The sequence below is a fragment of the Acinetobacter sp. P1(2023) genome, from assembly GCF_028367635.1.
GTDB classification, from domain to species: Bacteria; Pseudomonadota; Gammaproteobacteria; order Pseudomonadales; family Moraxellaceae; genus Acinetobacter; species Acinetobacter pittii_E.
Genome location: NZ_JAQNDD010000003.1, coordinates 1 through 21942, shown reverse-complemented (window position 1 = coordinate 21942; position 21942 = coordinate 1). Strand labels below are relative to the sequence as shown.

At 39.3% G+C, this 21942-nt stretch carries 14 protein-coding genes, 1 tRNA gene and 4 pseudogenes; 9 read left to right on the top strand and 10 right to left on the bottom strand.

What is annotated here, in order from left to right; genetic code table 11:
* Window positions 1-179: 179 nt before the first annotated feature.
* Window positions 180-265 (top strand) — tRNA-Leu (locus POD11_RS05215).
* Between the two features lie 168 nt (window positions 266-433).
* On the opposite strand, the gene POD11_RS05210 is transcribed toward POD11_RS05215, so the two are convergent.
* The 4 genes from POD11_RS05210 to rlmE form a co-directional block, all read right to left on the bottom strand.
* Entirely contained in the window at window positions 434-748 is a 315-nt protein-coding gene (locus tag POD11_RS05210) for a DUF5713 family protein (RefSeq protein ID WP_016140183.1), read from the bottom strand.
* A gap of 130 nt (window positions 749-878) precedes the next feature.
* A complete protein-coding gene (gene folP, locus POD11_RS05205) occupies window positions 879-1733 on the bottom strand; it encodes a dihydropteroate synthase (protein ID WP_262456627.1) in 855 nt (284 codons plus the stop codon).
* Between the two features lie 134 nt (window positions 1734-1867).
* On the bottom strand, window positions 1868-3763 hold the full coding sequence (gene ftsH, locus POD11_RS05200) for an ATP-dependent zinc metalloprotease FtsH (protein WP_005803954.1): 1896 nt from the start codon (window positions 3761-3763) through the stop codon (window positions 1868-1870).
* A 133-nt stretch (window positions 3764-3896) separates the two neighbouring features.
* Window positions 3897-4547: a 23S rRNA (uridine(2552)-2'-O)-methyltransferase RlmE gene (gene rlmE / locus POD11_RS05195; RefSeq protein ID WP_000235573.1), complete on the bottom strand. Its 651-nt coding sequence runs from the start codon at window positions 4545-4547 to the stop codon at window positions 3897-3899.
* 199 nt (window positions 4548-4746) lie between these two features.
* On the opposite strand from rlmE, the gene yhbY reads away from it, so the two are divergent.
* Both yhbY and POD11_RS05185 read left to right on the top strand, forming a co-directional pair.
* A complete protein-coding gene (yhbY, locus tag POD11_RS05190; protein ID WP_002115576.1) occupies window positions 4747-5070 on the top strand; it encodes a ribosome assembly RNA-binding protein YhbY in 324 nt (107 codons plus the stop codon).
* Window positions 5071-5086: 16 nt separating this feature from the next.
* The gene (locus POD11_RS05185) at window positions 5087-5623 is read left to right on the top strand and encodes a DOMON-like domain-containing protein (protein WP_224991557.1); all 537 of its coding nucleotides are present in this window, start codon (window positions 5087-5089) and stop codon (window positions 5621-5623) included.
* A 58-nt stretch (window positions 5624-5681) separates the two neighbouring features.
* Here POD11_RS05185 and POD11_RS05180 read toward each other — a convergent pair whose 3' ends face one another.
* Together POD11_RS05180 and POD11_RS05175 are read right to left on the bottom strand one after the other, a co-directional pair.
* Entirely contained in the window at window positions 5682-6269 is a 588-nt protein-coding gene (locus POD11_RS05180) for a hypothetical protein (RefSeq protein ID WP_016140180.1), read from the bottom strand.
* Between the two features lie 29 nt (window positions 6270-6298).
* A pseudogene (locus POD11_RS05175) lies at window positions 6299-6445 on the bottom strand (hypothetical protein); the annotation flags it as partial.
* A 136-nt stretch (window positions 6446-6581) separates the two neighbouring features.
* Here POD11_RS05175 and carA point away from each other — a divergent pair.
* The 5 genes from carA to POD11_RS05150 all read left to right on the top strand — a co-directional run bounded on the left by carA (window position 6582) and on the right by POD11_RS05150 (window position 12804).
* Window positions 6582-7721: a glutamine-hydrolyzing carbamoyl-phosphate synthase small subunit gene (gene carA / locus POD11_RS05170; RefSeq protein ID WP_239969871.1), complete on the top strand. Its 1140-nt coding sequence runs from the start codon at window positions 6582-6584 to the stop codon at window positions 7719-7721.
* A 14-nt stretch (window positions 7722-7735) separates the two neighbouring features.
* Window positions 7736-10966, top strand: coding sequence for a carbamoyl-phosphate synthase large subunit (gene carB, locus POD11_RS05165; RefSeq protein WP_016140178.1), 3231 nt, complete (start codon window positions 7736-7738; stop codon window positions 10964-10966).
* 88 nt (window positions 10967-11054) lie between these two features.
* Entirely contained in the window at window positions 11055-11531 is a 477-nt protein-coding gene (greA, locus tag POD11_RS05160; protein WP_002115570.1) for a transcription elongation factor GreA, read from the top strand.
* A 79-nt stretch (window positions 11532-11610) separates the two neighbouring features.
* The gene (locus POD11_RS05155) at window positions 11611-12243 is read left to right on the top strand and encodes a CatB-related O-acetyltransferase (RefSeq protein ID WP_262456626.1); all 633 of its coding nucleotides are present in this window, start codon (window positions 11611-11613) and stop codon (window positions 12241-12243) included.
* A gap of 123 nt (window positions 12244-12366) precedes the next feature.
* The gene (locus tag POD11_RS05150; RefSeq protein ID WP_239969877.1) at window positions 12367-12804 is read left to right on the top strand and encodes a universal stress protein; all 438 of its coding nucleotides are present in this window, start codon (window positions 12367-12369) and stop codon (window positions 12802-12804) included.
* Window positions 12805-12980: 176 nt separating this feature from the next.
* Here the strand turns inward: POD11_RS05150 and POD11_RS05145 are convergent, their stop codons facing one another.
* A complete protein-coding gene (locus POD11_RS05145; RefSeq protein ID WP_079748510.1) occupies window positions 12981-13310 on the bottom strand; it encodes an MGMT family protein in 330 nt (109 codons plus the stop codon).
* 81 nt (window positions 13311-13391) lie between these two features.
* On the opposite strand from POD11_RS05145, the gene POD11_RS05140 reads away from it, so the two are divergent.
* Window positions 13392-14108 carry a metalloprotease gene (locus POD11_RS05140; RefSeq protein WP_262456774.1) on the top strand — a complete coding sequence of 239 codons (717 nt, stop codon included), beginning with the start codon at window positions 13392-13394 and terminating at the stop codon, window positions 14106-14108.
* Between the two features lie 6 nt (window positions 14109-14114).
* Here the strand turns inward: POD11_RS05140 and POD11_RS05135 are convergent.
* From POD11_RS05135 to POD11_RS05125, 3 pseudogenes are all read right to left on the bottom strand, one after another.
* A pseudogene (locus POD11_RS05135) lies at window positions 14115-15843 on the bottom strand (CapA family protein).
* Window positions 15840-17494, bottom strand: a pseudogene (locus tag POD11_RS05130) (poly alpha-glucosyltransferase). The pseudogenes POD11_RS05135 and POD11_RS05130 overlap by 4 nt, the downstream one beginning before the upstream one ends.
* A gap of 144 nt (window positions 17495-17638) precedes the next feature.
* A pseudogene (locus tag POD11_RS05125) lies at window positions 17639-21942 on the bottom strand (beta strand repeat-containing protein); the annotation flags it as partial.

Genomic DNA, 21942 nt, shown 5'->3' with positions numbered 1-21942 from the left:
AAGCAATGAGTGTCTTAAATTTAGGTAAATAAGATGAACAACTGATCTCAGTTTAATGAACAAATCATGACATAAACTGGTTAATTTATATCAATACTGACAAGAACTGATTGAAAATAAAGCAAACTCTCTGATTTTCTCTTGCCAATCGTGCACTTGTCCTCTATTATTGCGCACATGCCCGGGTGGTGAAATAGGTAGACACAGGGGATTTAAAATCCCCCGCCCACAAAGCGTGCCGGTTCGAGTCCGGCCCCGGGCACCATTTTCAAATATTGAATATGGTGTTACAAAGAATCCAGCGTAAGCTGGTTTTTTTATATCTGATGAAAATGATAGCCATAAGAAAAAACTATTGGATCAGCGTATTGGCAGAAGAAAATGAACAGGTGAATGGAAATTTAATTTTAAAAATTGAGAAAATCGAGAGTAATCACCACTCTCGATTCATCACCAGTTCTTCCATTTCAAGGTCTAAATATCCTGCATCCTGTGCCACCATCATCATTGCCTCAGCAATATAGTCAGCAGCACTATCATCCAAGGAAGAATCTAGATCCTCAAACTGAGGTTTCATTTCATTAATTTCAATAACAGTTTGATGAGCATATCGATAGATATCCTGCTCAGCTAAAGCAGGTTTCTGAACTTTTTTAGCAAATTGTTCAATCAACTGCTTGAGTTCAGCGACTAAAATATCTGGATAATATTCATCATCAAACATTGGGAGAAGTAAGTCTTCGAACATACAAAAGTTTACACAACAGCAAAAACTTGCCGCTTATAACATATTTTCCAAAGAATAACGATCATTTTCCCTGACTCAGCCATCTAGCCCAATCAATTAATGATCACCCTTTGATTCTATACAGCCTATTTCAATAAGCTTGTATCATCGCTTTCCAAACCCGTATTGCATCTGTCATTGCTTTCACGTCATGTGCTCTAACAATGGATGCACCTTGCTGAATACTCAGCAAATGCCCCGTAACGCTTCCTACAGCGCGCTGATCTGCGGCTGCACCTTGCAAGGCTTCACCAATAAAACGTTTACGAGAAAGACCAGATAAAATTGGATAACCCATTTCATTAAGCTTCCAAAATTCATTGAGAAGTCTTAAATTTTGCTGCGCATTTTTTGCAAAACCAAACCCGGGATCAATAATAATATTTTGTTTTTTTACGCCTGCCTTTAAAGCCTCATTCACACGCTGCTGGAGCTCTGCTATAACATCCAAGGTTACGTCTGTATATCGGTCTAGCTGATTCATCGTAGTGGGTTCACCACGCATGTGCATAATTACCACAGGTATATCTAGCTCTACTGCCGTTTTTAAAGCATTTGGTCGAGTAAGCGCACGTACATCATTCCAAATATGTGCTCCTGCCTCTTTCGCTGCACGAATAACATCTGGCTGACTTGTATCAATTGACAGAATCACATCATGTTTGGCCAAAGCTTCAACTACAGGTACAACTCTTCTAATTTCCTCTTCTACACTTACCTCAGACGCCCCCGGGCGAGTAGATTCTCCACCAATATCAATAATGGTAACACCCTGTTCTATCATGACTAGCGCATGAGCAATAGCTTGATCTACTTGATTATGTTTTCCACCATCACTAAAAGAATCGGGTGTGACATTTAAAATACCCATAACGTGAGGCTGTGATAGATCCAACTGAAGCTGTCCACACTCTAAAATTTGCTGAGGTAAAGGCATTAACTGCATAAAAAGCTCCGGTTTAAAATCTGATAAGTATTTTAGCAATTATCAACTATCTATAGTGTTGATTTGTTTTCAGCTTTTATTAAATTCATCCCCAAAAAAAAGCCACATGACTGTGGCTTTTTTTTATTTACTAATTAGTTCATTGCTGGCAATGGTGGCGGTGTAGATGGACCATCTTTTGGTGGTTCAAATGCAGCCACTGGGTTTTCAGCAACATATACTTTAGGTGGTTGTGGCTCACGACCTTCCATAATGTCACGGATTTGATCACGATCAATAGTTTCCCATTCCATCAAAGCTTTTACCATTGCATGTGCAATATCTTTATTACCTTCCAAGATATTACGTGCAACTTTGTATTGCTCATCAAGAATACGACGTACTTCTTCATCAACTAACTGTTGAGTTGCTTCAGAAATCGTACGGCTTCCTACATTTCCAAAGAAACCATTTTGGTTTTCATCTTCGTAAACCATGACACCCATTTTGTCAGACATACCGTACTTCGTAACCATCGCACGTGCCATTTTAGTAGCTCGCTCAAAGTCGTTTGAAGCACCAGTAGATTGCTGTTGAATAAATACTTCTTCAGCAATACGTCCACCAAACAAAATTGCAATTTCGTTTAGCATCTTGTCTTTATAATGGCTAATTTGGTCTTGTTCAGGTAACTGCCAAGTTACACCCAAAGCCCAACCACGTGGCATAATCGTTACTTTATGAACAGGATCTGTACCTGGCAAAATCTCAGCAACAATCGCATGACCCGCCTCATGATAAGCAGTTGCACGACGCTCTTCTTCACGTAAAACCATCGACTTACGTTCTGGCCCCATGTAGATCTTGTCTTTTGCATCTTCAAAGTCATGCATGTCGACAGTATTCTTATTACGACGTGCAGCAAATAATGCAGCTTCGTTCACAAGGTTTGCCAACTGTGCACCAGAGAAACCTGGAGTACCACGAGATAGAACTTTAACATCCACTCCCGTAACTGAAGGTAATTTTTTCAAATGTACATTCAGAATTTGCTCACGACCACGAATGTCAGGTAAACCGACCATTACTTGACGGTCAAAACGACCTGGACGTAATAATGCTTTATCCAGCACATCAACACGGTTTGTCGCAGCAATTACGATTACACCTTCGTTACCTTCAAAACCATCCATCTCTACGAGCATTTGGTTTAAGGTTTGCTCACGCTCATCATGACCACCACCTGTACCTGAACCACGGTGACGACCTACTGCATCAATCTCATCAATAAAGATAATACAAGGCGCATGACGCTTCGCTTGCTCGAACATATCACGGACACGAGACGCACCCACACCCACGAACATTTCTACAAAGTCAGAACCTGAAATGCTGAAGAAAGGAACTTTAGCTTCACCAGCAATTGCTTTGGCTAATAACGTTTTACCAGTACCAGGAGGTCCAACCATAAGTACGCCACGAGGAATCGTAGCGCCCAAACGTTTGAATTTTGCTGGGTCTTTTAAGAAATCTACAATTTCAACAACTTCTTGTTTTGCTTCATCACAGCCGGCGACGTCAGAAAAATTGACTTTGATTTGGTCTTCAGAAAGCATTTTTGCCTTCGATTTACCAAAACTCATCGGTCCATTTTTTCCGCCTGCACCACCACCCATGTTACGCATAAAGAACATGAATAACAAAATGATTAACAGTACAGGGAAACTAGCAATGAGAAGTTGCATCAAAATGCCTTGACGTTGAGGAGCCGTTCCCTCTACAACAACATTTTGCTTATTTAAGCTCGGCATAAGCTCAGTGTCTTCAACTTGCGGACGAACAGTTTCAAACTGTGATCCGTTAGTTTTTTCACCATTAATATTTAAACCGTCAATTGTGACTTGCTTAATTTGGCCAGCATTCACCGCTGCAACGAAATCTGAATATTTCATCGCAGTAGGCTTATTGCGGTCACTGATATTACTGAAAATTAAAATCAGAACACCAAGTATTATTAGCCACAATACGGCATTCTTGAAGTAATCGCTCAAAGCTTTATTCCCATATCGATCTAATTTGATCATGCCCAATCTTGGCCGATCGTCATAAAAACAGCAACTGTATTGCTTGCGGATAACCTAAAAGTACAAAATGCACAATTTTTAGGAGCTTGGCAAGTAAACTTTATTGCAATGCTTTCTTACGCCCTTGTCCAACCAAAAAAACTTCTTTAGAGCGCGCCCGAGAAGCTGCTGGTTTTGCTGTCTTTAACACATCAAAACTATCAACCACTTGTTTACGAAACTCATCAAATCCTGCGCCTTGGAACACTTTAACCACAAACTGTCCATTAGGACCAAGAACCTTTTGAGCAAAATCTAAAGCCAGTTCACATAAGTAAATCTGTCTAGGTTGATCAACAGCCCTATTACCTGATGTATTGGGGGCCATATCAGAAATTACAATGTCTACTTGTCGCCCATTTAAAATATTTAACAATTTTTCAAATACAGCTTCTTCTCTAAAGTCGCCTTGTAAGAAAGTGACATCAGGCAAAGCATCCATAGGCAAAATATCGGAAGCAATTACTAATCCCTTGCTACCCACAAGTTTTCCAGCAATTTGAGACCAACTACCAGGAGCTGCACCCAAATCTACCACCGTCATGCCTGGCTTGATCAACTTATATTTTTCTTGAATTTCAAGAAGTTTATATGCTGCTCGCGCACGATACCCTTCCTTTTGTGCTTTTTTTACAAAAGGATCGTCTAGATGCTCCCTCATCCACGCACGACTACTTTTCGACAATTTCTGGTTTGTAATGCGTGTTGCCATAACTCACTAAATATCAAAAAAACTTCTGATCGTTCATTGTACGTGAAAATTACTCTCATTACAGTACGGATGTAGCGTAATCTCACCAAGTTTTACAGTTTTTTTTCAATAATGTTAATCGATTATTTATACAGTTTTTCGTACATTTGAATTTAAGTTTTTTGCTATACTAAGTCGTTTTTAAAATCAGGTATTTTTAATGGCCGCTTTATCTATCCATGAACGTAAACGTTTACGTCAAATTGGTCATGTGCTTAATCCGGTTGTCATGATTGGTGGACAAGGCTTAACAGATGCTGTAATCGAAGAAACTCTTCGTGCTTTAAATGACCATGAACTTATCAAAGTTAAGGTTGCCGGTGAAGATCGTGAAGCACGTACTGCTGTCATTGATGCAATTGTAGAAGCGACTGGTGCAGAAGCTGTTCAAAAGATTGGTAAAATTGTTTTACTTTACAAAAAAGCAGCTAAACAAAACCAGCATTTGTCTAATCTTGTTCGCCACGCTCACCTAGCAAACTAATTTGATTTGACAAACTATGGCAAGTTACGAACTTTCAGCTTTTGATCGTTTTCATGCTGTTTCTGTTGTTGGCGCAATTGAACAGCAGGCTCCGCACACCTTAAATGTCGGTTTTTGGATCCGTGATCCAAATCAACTCATTGTCTGGCCCCAAGAAGTCGCGGCTCATCCTCGTCAGGATTTTTTGTGGGAAGAAACTTGTTTCGAAATTTTTGTTGGCGTGCATGGTGAAGATTATTATCGGGAAATTAACCTTTCCCCTTCTCAAGCATGGCAGTCTTATCAGTTTGAAGAATATCGCTATCCAGAAAGTATGCCTCCCCTTGCTGCTTACGATATTGAACTGAACCATCTCAAGCGTACTCATTATGGCTTAAATGTTAGTCTTGATTTGGGACAATTTATGCAACAGCATCGCTTGAAATGGGCAAACCTTTATTTAGGTTTAACTGCAGTTTTAAAAACCAAAGAAGGTATTCAATACTATGCAATGCAGCATAGTGGAAAAAGTGCAGATTTCCATAATAAGCGTGACTGGTTACATCAGTTTTAAAAGTAAAAAAGCGAGAAATTAATTCTCGCTTTTTTATAGCTTTGAAAAACTGGAACTATTAATTATCTCGCGCTTTATTCCAAGCTTCAACTGCATTATTTTTAGTACGTTTAATGCTTTCGCTTAAAGAATCTTTGTGCTTTAAAGAAATTTGGCTAATATCACCTTTAAGCTCTTTGCTGACTTTGGTCAAATCTTCAATAAGAGCATTAATTTCTGCTTTCAAAGCATTTTTAAGTTCAGACAATCCTTCTTGTGAAGTACTAAACTGAGCTTTAATCACATCTAGACGTTGCAAAATATCTTGTTTAATTTGGATAAATTGATTCTGAATATTCTTATTTAACTCATGAGTTTCAGCTTCAATTTTTTCTTGAGCCTCACTTATGACTTCTTTGACCTGTTCTTGAGTTTCAGCGACAGCTTCTTTTACCTGAGTTTTCGCTTCTGTAGCAACTTCTTTAATCTGCTCGGTTTTCTCAGCAACACTTTCTTTTACTTGTGCAGTTTTAGCAGTGACTGCTCTTTTAGCTTTAGTCGTGGTAGCAGCTACGGTTTCTTTCACCTCACTCACCTCGGCTTTTGCTGAATCAACTACAGCTTGAGCTTTTTCGCTCACATCTTTTGAAACTTGATCATTACTCATGCTATTTCCTCGTATTGGTTATTTTTTAACTAACAATACAATAAATCCAGTTCTAAAAATCGACCTTGCAAATTGTTAGACAATTTATCAAAAGTACTTGATTCAGATGAGTGGATAATTTTTTTGTAAAAAGCAAGCAATGAATTATATTTTTTAGCAGAAAATAAATAGACTTTTTAAGGTTCCATGCGTATAATGCGCTGTTAAGTTACAAGCGAGCAGACCGATAGGGAGGGGCATGTTTTATCACAACATCGCCTATCTTTTTTGGGTCTACTCGCTTTTTTACAGCCGAAATTCAGGAGCTTTGGTTTGAGCACCCCCGCCATTTTAGCCCTCGCAGATGGAACGATCTTTAAAGGAACGTCAATCGGCGCAACGGGAAGTACGACTGGAGAAGTCGTTTTTAACACAGCCATGACAGGCTATCAAGAAATTTTGACTGACCCAAGTTATGCACAACAAATTGTGACATTAACTTACCCTCATATTGGTAACACTGGTTGCAACGCGGAAGACGTTGAATCTGGTCGTATCCATAAAGTATGGGCGAATGGTTTAATTATTCGTGACCTTCCACTACTACACAGCAACTTCCGTGCTGAACAGTCTTTAAGTGAATATTTACAAGCGCACAATGTTGTTGCGATTGCTGATATTGATACACGTAAATTAACGCGTATTTTACGTGACAAAGGTGCACAAAATGGTTGCATCCTTGCTGGCGAAAATATTACTGAAGAAGAAGCAATTGCCAAAGCTCGTGCTTTTGGTGGTTTAAATGGTTTAGATCTTGCAAAAGAATGCTGTGATCCAACAGGCTTTGAGTGGTCTGAAGGTTCGTGGGTATTAGGTAAAGGCTTTACTCAACCCGAATTAAAATATCACGTGGTTGCATACGATTACGGTGTCAAAACCAACATCTTGCGTATGCTTGCAGACCGCGGTTGTAAACTCACTGTTGTACCTGCTGAAACTCCGGCTGAGAAAGTTTTGGCACTTAATCCAGATGGCGTATTCCTTTCAAACGGCCCAGGCGATCCAGCTGCTTGTGATTACGCAATCGAAGCTGTAAAAACTATTGTTGAAACCACAACATTACCTGTATTTGGTATTTGCTTAGGCCACCAAATCTTGGCACTCGCTTCTGGTGCAAAAACTGTAAAAATGAACCATGGTCACCACGGTGCTAACCACCCTGTACAAAATCTTGAAGATGGTACAGTGATGATTACTTCACAGAACCATGGTTTCGCTGTAGATGCAGAAACTTTACCGGCTAACTTAAAAGCAACGCATGAATCATTGTTCGATGGCACCTTACAAGGTATTCACCGTACAGACAAACCAGCTTTCAGCTTCCAAGGTCACCCTGAAGCAAGCCCAGGTCCACATGATTGTGCCCCATTGTTCGATCACTTCATCGAACTTATTGAAGCATCTAAACAGTAATTACGGAGCGAATAATGCCTAAACGTACGGATATTAAAAGCATCTTAATTATTGGTGCTGGCCCGATTGTGATTGGTCAGGCATGTGAGTTTGACTACTCAGGTGCTCAAGCGTGTAAAGCTCTTCGTGAAGAAGGTTACCGTGTTATTTTGGTTAACTCTAACCCAGCAACCATTATGACAGACCCATCAATGGCTGATGCAACGTATATTGAGCCGATTACTTGGCAAACAGTTGCTCAAATCATTGAAAAAGAACGTCCAGATGCAGTATTGCCAACTATGGGTGGCCAAACTGCATTGAACTGTGCTCTTGCACTTGATGAGCACGGCGTTCTTGAAAAATATAATGTTGAATTAATTGGTGCAACTAAAGACGCAATTGAGAAAGCCGAAGATCGTAAACTCTTCGATATCGCTATGCGTAAAATTGGCTTGGAATGTCCAAAAGCTGCCATTGCTGAAACAATGGAAGAAGCTTTAGAAATCCAATCACGCTTTGGTTTCCCAGTAATTATCCGTCCATCATTCACAATGGGTGGTTCGGGCGGCGGTATTGCATATAACCGTGAAGAATTCCTTGAGATCTGTGAACGTGGTTTCGACCTCTCTCCTACTCACCAGTTATTGATTGATGAATCATTAATTGGCTGGAAAGAATATGAAATGGAAGTTGTTCGTGACAAAAACGACAACTGTATTATCGTATGTGCGATCGAAAACTTCGACCCAATGGGCGTACACACTGGTGACTCTATTACTGTAGCACCAGCTCAAACATTAACTGACAAAGAATATCAATTGATGCGTAATGCTTCAGTTGCAGTTCTTCGTGAAATTGGTGTTGAGACAGGTGGCTCTAACGTTCAGTTCGGTATTAACCCGAAAGACGGACGTATGGTTGTGATCGAGATGAACCCTCGTGTATCTCGTTCATCTGCGCTTGCTTCTAAAGCAACAGGTTTCCCAATTGCTAAAATCGCAGCAAAACTTGCTGTTGGTTATACCCTTGATGAATTGAAAAATGACATCACTGGCGGCATCACTCCTGCAAGCTTCGAACCATCAATTGACTATGTTGTAACGAAGATTCCTCGTTTTAACTTCGAGAAATTCCCACAAGCAGAACCAGTTCTTACCACTCAGATGAAATCTGTTGGTGAAGTCATGGCAATTGGCCGTAACTTCCAAGAATCTGTACAAAAAGCATTACGTGGTCTTGAAGTTGGTGTAAGCGGTTTTGATGAAAAAATCGAAGCTGGTGCAACAAATGCAAAAGAAACTATTTTAAAAGAGCTTAAAGTTCCGGGTCCTGAGCGAATTTGGTACGTAGCGGATGCATTCCGTCATGGTTTCTCTTTAGATGAAGTTTTTGAAGCAACTAAAATTGACCGTTGGTTCCTCATCCAGATTCAAGACATCGTTAAAACTGAAGCTCAAGTGAAAACTTTAGGTTTTGGTGACTTAAACGCTGACAACATCCGTTCGTTCAAGCGTAAAGGTTTATCTGACCTTCGTATTGCTCACCTCATGGGCATTTCACAAAAGCAATTCCGTAAACAACGTTGGAACTTGGGTGTTTATCCAGTTTACAAACGTGTTGATACATGTGCAGCAGAGTTTGAGTCTGGTACTGCATACATGTATTCAACTTACGATGAAGAATGTGAAGCAAATCCATCAAACCGTGACAAAATCATGGTGATTGGTGGCGGTCCAAACCGTATTGGTCAAGGTATCGAATTTGACTACTGCTGTGTACACGCTGCATTAGCGATGCGTGAAGACGGTTATGAAACAATCATGGTGAACTGTAACCCTGAAACTGTTTCTACCGACTATGACACATCTGACCGTCTATACTTCGAGCCTGTAACACTTGAAGATGTACTTGAAATCGTACGTACCGAGAAGCCTAAAGGCGTAATCGTACAGTATGGTGGTCAAACTCCACTTAAATTGGCACGTGCTTTAGAAGAAGCAGGTACTCCAATTATCGGTACATCACCAGATGCGATTGACCGTGCTGAAGACCGTGAACGTTTCCAGCAAATGATCCAACGTTTACAGCTTCGTCAACCAAACAACAGCATTGTAAAATCTGCTGAAGAAGGTATCTCTGAAGCTGCAAAAGTAGGTTATCCGCTTGTTGTTCGCCCATCTTATGTATTAGGTGGTCGTGCAATGGAAATCGTATATAACGAAGAAGAACTTAAACGCTACCTTCGTGAAGCAGTTCAGGCATCTAATGAAGCCCCTGTTCTTCTTGACCGTTTCCTAGATGACGCAACTGAAGTTGATGTTGACTGTGTATCTGACGGTAAAGACGTTGTGATCGGCGGCATCATGCAGCATATCGAACAAGCTGGTATTCACTCAGGTGACTCTGCATGTTCAATTCCTCCTTATTCTTTATCAAAAGAAATTCAGGATGAAATGCGTCGTCAAACGATTGCAATGGCAAAAGAACTTGGTGTTGTTGGCTTGATGAACGTTCAGTTCGCTGTAAAAGGTGACGATATTTACGTTCTAGAAGTTAACCCACGTGCTTCACGTACAGTCCCATTCGTATCGAAATGTATTGGTGATTCTTTAGCTAAAGTTGCTGCACGTTGTATGGCAGGTCAATCTCTTGAATCTCAAGGATTTACTAAAGAAATCATTCCAACTCACTTTGCTGTGAAGGAAGCAGTTTTCCCATTCGCTAAATTCCAAGGCGTTGATCCAATGCTTGGACCTGAGATGAAATCTACAGGTGAAGTGATGGGTGTAGGTAAAACATTTGGTGAAGCATTCTATAAAGCTGTTTTAGGCTCAAATGAACGCTTACCAGGTTTACCAACTGAAGGCGAAGTAAAACATGCTTTCTTATCAGTACGTGAATCTGACAAGAAATACATCGCTGATATCGCTAAGAAATTAGTTGCGTATGGCTTCAAGCTTGTTGCAACAGGTGGTACTTACCAAGTGCTTAAAGAAGCAGGTTTAGAATGTGAATCTGTAAATAAAGTTACTGAAGGTCGTCCACATATTGTTGACCGCTTGAAAAATGGTGAAATACACCTTATTGTCAATACCACTGAAGGTAAACAGGCTCAATATGACTCTGCAATGATCCGTCGTGCTGCCCTACAAGGCAAAGTGTATTACACAACGACAATCAATGGTGCAGAAGCTGTTTGCCAAGCCTTTGCTGTGAAATTGCCAATGGATGTATACCGCTTGCAAGATTTAACTGTAGGTTAATTTTTTTACCGATAAGTCCCGTCACCTTATCGGTGGCGGGATTTTTTCATTTTTTTAACTGTGTTTTCTCAACTTAAGAGGGACCGAAATGCAACGTTATCCAATGACCCCTGAAGGTAAAATCGCCTTAGAGAAAGAATTACAACATCTGAAATCTGTTGAACGTCCACGTATTACTCAAGCGATTGCCGAGGCACGTGAACATGGGGACTTAAAAGAAAATGCAGAATACCATGCTGCTCGTGAACAGCAAGGTTTCTGTGAAGGACGCATCCAAGATATCGAAGGTAAATTGGGTGCTTCACAAGTCATCGATGTTAAAGACTTAGAACAAAACGGTCGTGTTGTATTCGGTGTTACGGTAACGATTGAGAACCTTGATACTGAAGAACGCAAGACTTATAAAATTGTTGGTGATGATGAAGCAGATTTTAAAATCAATAAAATCTCAGTGAACTCACCAATTGCACGTGGCCTTTTGAGCAAGAGTGAAGGTGATGAAGTAAAAATCGTTACTCCTCAAGGCGAAGTGGAATATGAAATCGTAAGTGTAGAATATCTCTAAGGTAATACACTTGGACCCCTCTTCATGAGGGGTTTTTTATTTAATATGGTTTAGCTCATTTTTGTTTGGATAATAAATTATGGATACTCCTCTAATTAACACACCAGTCCGCCATTGGTGCGAATTTGAGTTTATTTCCAAAACTGTAAGAAATCCAAATATCCATATTAAAGGAAATTATTCTTATTATTCGGCCTATTGGGATCAGGGTTTTGAACGTTGTGTTGTGCGCTATTTACATGACAAGCCTTCTACCCCAGACAAGCCAATTGACCAGCTTTATATTGGTAATTTTGTTTGTTTTGGGGCTGAGTGTGTGATCATGATGGGTGGTAACCAACTTCACAGACCAGACTGGATTTCAACTTTTCCTTTTGATACTCGAAGTTTTTTGGCAGCTGGTGATACTGTAATTGCTGACGGATGCTGGATTGGTAGCCGTGCGATGATCATGCAAGGTGTCAAACTGGGTGAAGGTGCGGTGATCGCAACGGGAGCTGTGGTAACTAAGGATGTTCCTCCTTATGCAATTGTCGGTGGGGTGCCCGCGAAAATTATTAAATATCGCTTTCCTCAAGAACAAATAGACAAATTACTTGCTTTAAAACTTTATGACTTAAATGAGAAGCAATTTTTAAAAATACGCGAATATTTACAATCTGATGATATAGATGCTTTATCTGCACATGTAGAAAATTTGCGCAATTTATAAAAAAATATATCTACAAAAATTGTTGTTATAAAGCCACAAATGATTACGCGCTTGAATTTAAATCGTCAAAAAATAAGTTTAAAGTATTAATAAATAAGCATCATTACAATAAGGAAAACACCCATGTTATATCAACATATTCTTGTACCAATTGATGGTTCTGAAACGTCTATGGTTGCCATGAAAGAGGCGATCAAACTGGGAAAAGCGCTAAATAGTAAAATTACAGTTGTACAGGTGATGGCACTTGATCCATTTATTGCTGATGCCTATGTGAAAACTGGTGAAACCAATGAGCTGATTGAACGCACTCGAACTTATTTACTCGATATTTTAGAAAAAGCAAAACAGCAATTTTCTAATGAAGGCATCACTGTTGAAACTAAACTGCTGGAAGGTTTTGTTGTTCATGAGGAAATTATTCAGGCTGCCCAAGATTTAAATGCAGATCTAATTGTTATGGGCTCTCATGGCCGCACAGGGGTTCGAAAACTTGTGTTAGGAAGTGTGGCACAAAAAGTCTTAGGTGAAAGCCATATTCCTGTTTTAATTGTGCGCTAAAGTGAAATTGCCTGTCTGGCTAAATTGAGCAAGATAGGCTTTTATTTCTTAAAAGGTTGAGTTAAAACTCCCCTTTTTCAGCATAACTCATCTGTGCCATCAAACTGAAAAATCATATTGCTCCACTAAACCGTTTATCATTCTTTTTCATGTGTAATTAGGCGCTAATCTGAACATTAAGGCTGCCAAGCAAACTGCTTTAAGTTAACTTTACCATTTAACAAATAGACGCCTTCAGCTTCCAACTTTAATTGCTGAATATTTTCACCCTTTTCATTAAATTTACTTAGGCTAATTTTGCCTTGAGAATTAATCACACGATACCAAGGAACTTGATGATCAGCTTCAAGATGTTTTAATACATAACCCACTAACCTTGCATGTTTAGGTAATCCTGCCATACGAGCAACTTGCCCATAAGTCGCAACTTTTCCGTAAGGAATCAAAGCAATGACTTCTAAAATCTGTCGATGTAGTTCATACTGAGTTGTCAAAATGGACTCCATAAAAATTGACATAATTCATATCATATAAAAATTTTTGACCAAAACTAAATGCAATCCAAGGTGGGCTTGAGGGAGATCTGCATGAAAAAAATATTACTGGTGGTTACTGGAACTTTACTATGCGTTTCTTGTACTACACGTCCTCCTTTTACGTCAGGAGAACCCCCTAAAGTAGCTATAGATGGTCGCCCTATTGTTCCAGTCACTTTTGTTTTTACAACCAATACACCAGAAGCGACGAAGTTTGATAATTATCAACAGATGCGTAAGGAAATTAAAATACTAAATAGATATTATGTTGATGATAAAAATAATAAAATTTTCAAGTTTAAATTACATCGTTATATCCCTTATGAAGAGTTTTCAAAATTACGCTGTGATTTAAAACAACAGATTAATCAGCCTTACCCAATTACGATCGAAACCATTCCTGCAAGTGTAAATACCTGTTTTCCTAAACGGACAGCGAGCAAAGAGATTATTGTTTTCATTTATGATGCCTACTCAACGAAGTGGAAATTTGAGGATGTAACGAGTAGAGCGTTTCGCAATAATGGTAAACCTTTTGTTTTATTAGACTGGAACCGTCTCAATTATAATATTCAGGCGGGTAGCGTACATGAGATGGGCCATGTTTTTGGACTAAAACATGTATGTGCACCGAACGCAACTAAACGTACGCCAACCAACATTATGACAAGCGCAGAATGTAAACTTGGTAGTGGTGGACTTAGAAATTTAGGTTTTACGCCCGTACAACTTCAAACAATTTTAGAAAACTATCAACGCTATCCATAAACTTTATTAAAAACTCATTTCCACGTAAAAACCTAAATCATCTTGTGACGTGTAATAATTTTCTTGGGCTAGTAAAGTTGTCATGTAACTACTGGCTTTTAAGAAATCTTCAGCATTGACTGGATATGGCTGCCAAAATGTTTTCAAATTATTAGTGTAGATCGGATATAAACGCAGCTGATCTTTTGACAAATCTAACCTTGCTATACAACCATAAGGTAAAGCATTGTGTGCATCATATTCACCATTACTATTAAAGACAGCATTGCCAATACCAAACACGACTGGCTTATGGTTGATCATCTGAATAGGTTGAATAGTATGAGCACCATGACCAACTATAAGATCTGCACCCGCTTGGGTTAAAATCTTAGCAAGTCTGCTCTGCTCTTTTGAAATGGGCTTAAAATCGACACCCCAATGACAAATAACAATAATTTTATGCTCAGGGTTAGTCTGCTTATAACGGCCTATTTGTTCAAGCAAAACTCCATTTAAACACGAAACTCCATTTGTATGACCTAAAGCATAAAAATCATAATCTAAATAGGCCGTGTCTCTGTGCCAATAGCCATTAAAATAGCGTAATGCTTGTTATTAAAAGTGATTTCAAAGTAGCTATGAGCATCTTTTTGATTTAGGCCAGCCCCAATATAAGAAATATTAGCTTGATCAAATTGTTGTAATGTATAAATTAATCCACGATCCCCATAATCTTTTAGATGATTATTTGCCAGTACAACATGGTTAAGGTGAATATTTTTGAACGCACCTAATGTTTGTTCAACATCAGCTTTAAGAATGAATGGCTTTTTATGTGCTAAAGGAGATTGAGTTTCTAAAGCAAAGACCGCTTCAAAGTTAGCAATATTTAGGTCATTTTCGCCTAAAAAGGCTTTTATTTTATCGAATGAATAGTCATACCCATATTGTTGCAGAGCATCAGTTTGTCCTCTCGCCTTACGCTTTTCGGTGTAGATTTCCCCAAAGTAGGTATCCCCAAAAATGTTAATAATGCCACTCGGAGCAGAGCAAACTTTAGGTTTTACATTCTGTGCTTGAAAACAATGATAGTAAGGAATCAAGTGCTCAGCACGATGAATATCATCTAAGAATAAAAAGAAACCAATCGTTTGTTTTCTTCAAAGAAAGTGAGATAAATTTTTCTAAATGAGTTTGTAAGATATAAGACCTCTACTACGTTCTGTGCCATTAATGAGGTCTGAGGAAGATAGGACTTTCCTTTAAAAATAAGTTCCTTAATAAAAAAAAGTTTTTTTATTTCAATTGAGTAACTAAAAATTTTTCTAATCAACAAAAACAAATGCTTTAACTGATTTTGGTTACCTGCATTTTTTAGAGTCAAGTTATAGGTAGCAGCTCTTTTAGAGAAAATTAAAGATGCTTGCTCATTTGTACCGCAGAGCATTTTACTTAAAGCATCTTTTACATCTGCTGCTTGAGTAAAAATTAAGAACTGCAATAACTCGGTAAATGTATAACTTTCAGTTGCTTTTAAACCTAAATTTTGCTGTCCAATTTGTTCACTCTTTTTTTGTGGCACAATATAGACGTCTTGAGCCTGTACTTTTTTTTGTTGAAATTGTTCTAGTGCATAGTCGATGAGTAAGAGCGTTGAAACATCCTCATCAAATTCGAATTGCCATATAGCTTCATCAAAATTTGTAGTGTTGATATGAGCTAATAATTTGATTTCAACGGGTTGATAGTTCATGACTCATCACCTTTGTAATCTTTTACATAGGCGATGTAGCCCGATAAGTTATGTTCCTGGTCATCAATCCGTACTCGAAAGCGGTCATGGCGGATATAGAAGCGTGTAAAATTTTATCTGGCCGCGCCATATACATCGCCATTTCTGGATAAAAAAAGCCTGTCGTTTGGAAATCAGCTCTAAACTCAATTAGCTTTTGAAGCTCAGACATATAAGCCTGCTCAAAAAGTACCGTTCGGCCCTGCTCTTTTAAACGGTTCACCATTTTATAAGCAGCCATTAGCATTTCTAATAAAGTTGCATAGGTCGTTTTTCGATTTCGAATAAAAATAAAATGTTTTAAATAATTATTTAAACCAAAAATAAAATATTTATCTTCAGGGCATATTTTAGTGAGTTCATTTGTACAATAACTTAACCAGTGGTCATGATATTTTTCATATCTATTTTTAATAAAATATTCAAACATTAATTTAACAGTTTCTAATAAACTAGAATTTTGATTAATTTGATATAACCTTAATAAAGCTAAAGCAGCTTCACCATCATAATAAATAATTCTGAATTTTTCTTTTAAATCATAATCTGGATAATTTAATACATGAGTGGTTGAGCCATTTGAATCGACTAATTTTAAAATACCATTTGCGAGTTTTTCTGCATATTTTTGATAATCATTTTTTTGAGTAATGTCTTGATATTTAGTTAACATTAAAATAGCAGCTGCATTGGCACCTAATTTAATTTCAAACTCCTCTTCTTTACCATCAATCATAAAACTGGTTTCAGAGTCTTTTTCTTTATAAAAGTTGGTCAGCGCATATTGGATAGCAGCATGTACCTTGGGCCAATACTCTGGCTTACTCTGCACTTCAAATGTTTCTAGCAACGCATACACCGAAGTACAGTGGCGTACTGTGTTATAGTTACGGATGTCCCGATCATAAGCAGAAAAATAGCCATAGATAAGTTTGCCATTTTCTTGAATCTGATCATGCAAAAATGCCGAATTTTTTTCAATTAACGACTGAAAATGCTGTTTCTTATTGCTTGAAATCGCTCTAATCCCATTCGCATCATAGCGGCTCGCTAAATTAATGAATTGCCCATTTTCATAAAATGCTGCATAGGTATCAAAAGTCCAAATGTCTTGTAACTCTTGTAATTTAATCTGTGGTTTAGTCGCATTATATTTTTGCTTAACTGCGTAATTTAGGTTTGTTTCATCAAAAAAATTGGGTTTGTCATAGCTCAAACCTCGAATGATTGCTTTTCCATAAATCTCTTGCTCAAGAAATGCAACAGAACATTGTTCATCAAATCCAATACCTCGACGATAGTGGTTGTTATGAAATTGGTGATGGACCTGCTGTTCTATTACTTTCCAAGCTTGTTTTGTCAAATTATATGCAACATCAATTTTTATATAGTCTGGAAGTGGTTCCTGTGCAAACTGATCATTAATGAAATCTAATAATTCTTTCTTTGCTTGTGAAAAGCTTGTCTTTTTACTATGCCATACGTTACATCTTTGGTCTTTGGGACCAAATGATATGAATAAAATCGTTTCTTTCTGAAGATCTGAAACATGGGGAGCGATATGTTCTAACCAAAGGTTCAGTTGTCTTTGGAAGTTTAAAAATGCTGTCACTCGAAATCAGTCCCTATCCGTTATTTGTTGTTCTATAAAGTTTTCAATGCATCATAACTGAACATATAAAAAGCTAAGTTAACGTATTGTTTAGACGTAAAAAAAGAGCCCGAAGGCTCTTTTTTTTATAAGTCGATTGTCAGATTAGAAAATGATTTGACCATTGTTGATCAAGTCATTCAATGTTACTGGACCAGTGAGGTTAGTCAATTGAAGCAATGGTGTTTCAGTGTAAGTACCTTCTACAAGTAATCCACCATCACGGTCTACGCTGATTGTCGCAGTTTGAGTACCAGCATCATAACTTACTGTCACATATTGACCGATTGTTAAGTTAGATTGAGAACCAATCAACAAGTTGCTTAAGTCAATCTTATCAGCCTGATCATCTGTTGCAGTGTTACCTACATGGAAGTCAGTCCATACATCTACACCACCAGCTGTAGTGTTGCCACCAGTTGCATTAGTTACGCTTGCAGCTGTTAATGTGTTGTAGATCAAGGTGTCAGAGCCGTTACCAAGAGCAAATGTGTCATTTGCCGCAGTACTTACTGCAAGGCTATTCAACTCTTGACTCAAGTTAATCGTCAATGAAGACACATATTCACTGCCATCAATCACTGAAACCAACTTGTAATCAACCACATCAACTGTCGCATTCGCAGCGCTGTCTAATGGTTTGTAGAGTAAGAACCATCATTGTATAGATACAATGTACCTTCACCTGTATTCACTCCTTGACCAGCAGCTAACTCATATGTGCCAGTGGTTGAGTTCATGACATAGAGCTGAGTACCTTCTACCACATCATTATTAAATACATTACCAGTAATCCAATCTGTTTGACCATCTGGTGTGTATTGGTCTAGATGAGTCGCTGTCGTTGTCACTACAGAATCTAGAGTTACAGTACCTAGAGAAATCAGACTTGATAAACTGAATACAACACGGTAAGTACCTTCTGACAGATGAGGTACATCAGCTGAGTATGCCGGAGCACCCAACACACCTGCTAATGCTGTCGCAGAACCAGAGTACGCGGTATTTACCCATGTTCCGCTAACCAATTGCTGAATTGTATATCCAGTCGTTGGAAGAGCCGACAAGCTTAACGATGCAGTGTAGTTCAACTGTACATGTACATCACTTACTGTATTTGCAGCTATTGTAAACTCGCTAGAGGTTACTGTACTGCTTAATACAGGTAGTGGTGGGAAGCCTGCTAGGTTACCGATAGTCACATTACCGCTCACAACATCTACAACTGGGTCTACCACTGGTGCCATGCTGATTGTTGCATCATCTATATCAGCTGTTACAGATGGTGTTGGAAGTGTAGCATCTGCCGAAGGATCTGCTGTATTCCAAGTTACATCAACATCTGGCGAACCAACTTGAACATGTAATGTAGCGGTATCAGTTCTACCAGTTACAGGATCTGTCACTGTGTAAGTGAAGCTATCAACTTTACCTACATTCGCCATATCCGCAGTTGCCTGATAACTATAAGTACCATCTGCATTAATAGTCAGAGTTCCGTATGCACCAATAACCGTTGCTGGAGAACCCGCTACAACTGTAGTTGTATTACCATTCTCAGCTGTAACAGCAGTTACTACTGAAGTTGTTGTAATGTAGTCTGGCACATAGTTTGTACCGTAAACAGCAGAGTTATCATCAGCGAGTACATTACCAGTTACAGGGTCAACAACTAGTACAGGCGGCTGAGTGATATCACCATGATTCAGCGTGATATCCGCAGTAACACTACCTAGCGCTGTAAGAAGTGTGTTGCTTTCCATGAATAACTCGTAAGTACCAGCACTTAGGTTATCAATCTTGAATTGAACTTCAGAACCAAAGATACCTAACAAGTCAATTACGCCAGTATCAGAACTATCTGCAACTACAGTACGAGTGCCATCTGGATTTACTCGTGTTAATACCACATGTAAACCGTCGACAACCGTAGCAACCGAACCAAAGTTCACTGCAATAATGGCGTCAGTCAGATTACCTGGATCAACTGTAAATGTCGCTGTACCTTCTTTAGCTCCGATAACAATACCACCCACACCGAGTAACCAGTTATAGCTAATCGCGTTATCAAGTACCTCAGTCGTTACAGGATAAACCATGTCTATTTCAGCTGAAGCAACGTTATCCATCGCATCTACTGGAAGCGGACTAGTAATTACAGCTGGTTGAGATGGATCTGCATCGTTCCAAGTCATATCTACACTGTCACTATCGAGACGAACGTAAAGTGTTGCCTCAGAAGTGTTACCTGTTACAGGATCAAGCAAGGTGTAGGTAAATTGATCTACCTGACCTAGGTTTGCTCCGTCTACAGTTGGGGTATAAGTGTAGTTACCATCTTGGTCGATCACCAATGTACCGTATGTACCAGTGATTGTTGCACCAGCAACTGGATCGACCGCGACACCATTCACTTGAGAGATCACAGCACTGCTGCTTGCTGCATCGACTTCACCAGTGAGGCTCGCATCTTTGATGACATTACCAGAAATCGGCTCAACAGAGTAACCAGCCACGATGTATGGATTGTAGACATCCATTGTACCAGTCAATGTTCCGCCTAAACCTACACCTAGCAAGCCTTCATATCCGATGAATGCGCGATATGACCAGCATCCAATCCTTCAAGTACAGCTGTTGGCGTACCACCGATAAGTGATAAATCAATGAGTGATGCTTCTGGGTTAGTACCACCAATCGATACCCATTGGCCTGTTGCTTCATCAAATTTCTGAACAACAATCGCATAATCACTGAGTAAATCTGCTGTGATTATCGCATCGAATGTGAACGTTGCCGTACCTTCGCGGTTTGGATCAACAGTAAACTCAATTGCGTCGTTACCAAGTAATTGTAAGTCGATACCTGCTAACGATACTGCTGCAAGGTAAGTTGAACTACCGAGAGCAACATCATCCGCAACTAGCAATGGTTCTGGGTTGATCTCTGCAGTTACAACATTATCCACTGCTTTCACAGAGCTCAATTGAATATTAAGGTTTGCTTGAGCCGTATCTCCAGTTACAGGATCAATTAATGTATATGTAAACTGATCTGTTTGCCCTACACCAGCTGCACTTGCAGTAGGCGTATAAGTGTATGAACCATCAAGGTTGATCACCAATGTACCGTAAGTTCCAGTGATGATTGTGCCATCTGCTACAACAGGTTGACCGTTAACCTCACTTATAACTGTTGTTGGAGTTACAACGTCTACTTGACCAGCATCATTTATTTCTGTAATGACGTTACCTTCAGCAACTTCGGTGTAGTATCCACCTACTTGTGTTGTGTCATAAACATCCATTGTGCCAGTTAAGGTACCCAGTAAACCTATACCTAGAAGACCATTGTAAGTCATGAATGCGCGGTAGACCTTCTTCTAGACCTTCAAGAACCACACCAGGAGTTGAACCTAGTAAAGTAAGATCAAGAATATCAGCCTCACCACCACCATAAACCGAAGTCCATTGGCCTGTTGCTGTATCAAATTTCTGAACTACTAGAGAGTAATCAGATAAAACATCTGCACCAAGCAATGCACTATAGGTAAATGTCGCGTTGCCTTCTTGACCAGCAGCTACTGTAAAGCCGATTGACTCTGATCCTAACTGCAAATCAAGTCCAGCAAGTGATACAAGTGCTAGATATGTTGCTTCCTAGTGCTGCATCATCTTGTACAAGCAATGGTTGAGGTGCAAGTACTGCTGTATCAGTATTATCGAAAGCAATGATAGAACCTGCAAGAGTATAAGTTTGAGTATCTTGAAGAGTACTACTATTTCCAGCAAGGTCTGTGAAAGTAGCTTTAGCATCAACTGTTAAGTCTGTATCCGCTGCAAGGCCACTACCAGCTACATCAACAGTCCAAAGACCCGTTGCTGAATCCACGGTTGCAGTATAGTCAACACCATTTACAGTCACCACAACCTCTGTTGTTACAGCATCTGTAGGAACGTTAGTCAACGTACCTGTTAAGGTCACAGTTCCACCAGCTTCTGTTGCATCCAGGATGTTATCAGCAGTAACCGGGTCAATTGCTAACACAGTTGTAGTGATATCTGGTGGAGTAACATCAAGTGTTACTGTTACATCAGCATCAGCAGCATCTACATTACCTTGAGCATCTACAGCCTCAGCATGAATCACAATCTGACCAGTCACAGGATCTGCTGCTGTTGCAGCAAGAGTTGCTGTGATAAAGCCATTTGCAAGGTCAGCTGCTGTCACGGTGTAGTTAGTACCGTTCACATTCACCACTGTGCCATCGATTGCATCTGGTCCCAACGCCACTTGTGCATTGAAGGTGCCATCTGTGCCAAGTTCTGCAGCATTTAAGATACCGTCGCCATTTAAGTCTTCAGGAACCGTAATCGCTGTAATCAGATCTTGTGGAGTTGTATCAATAT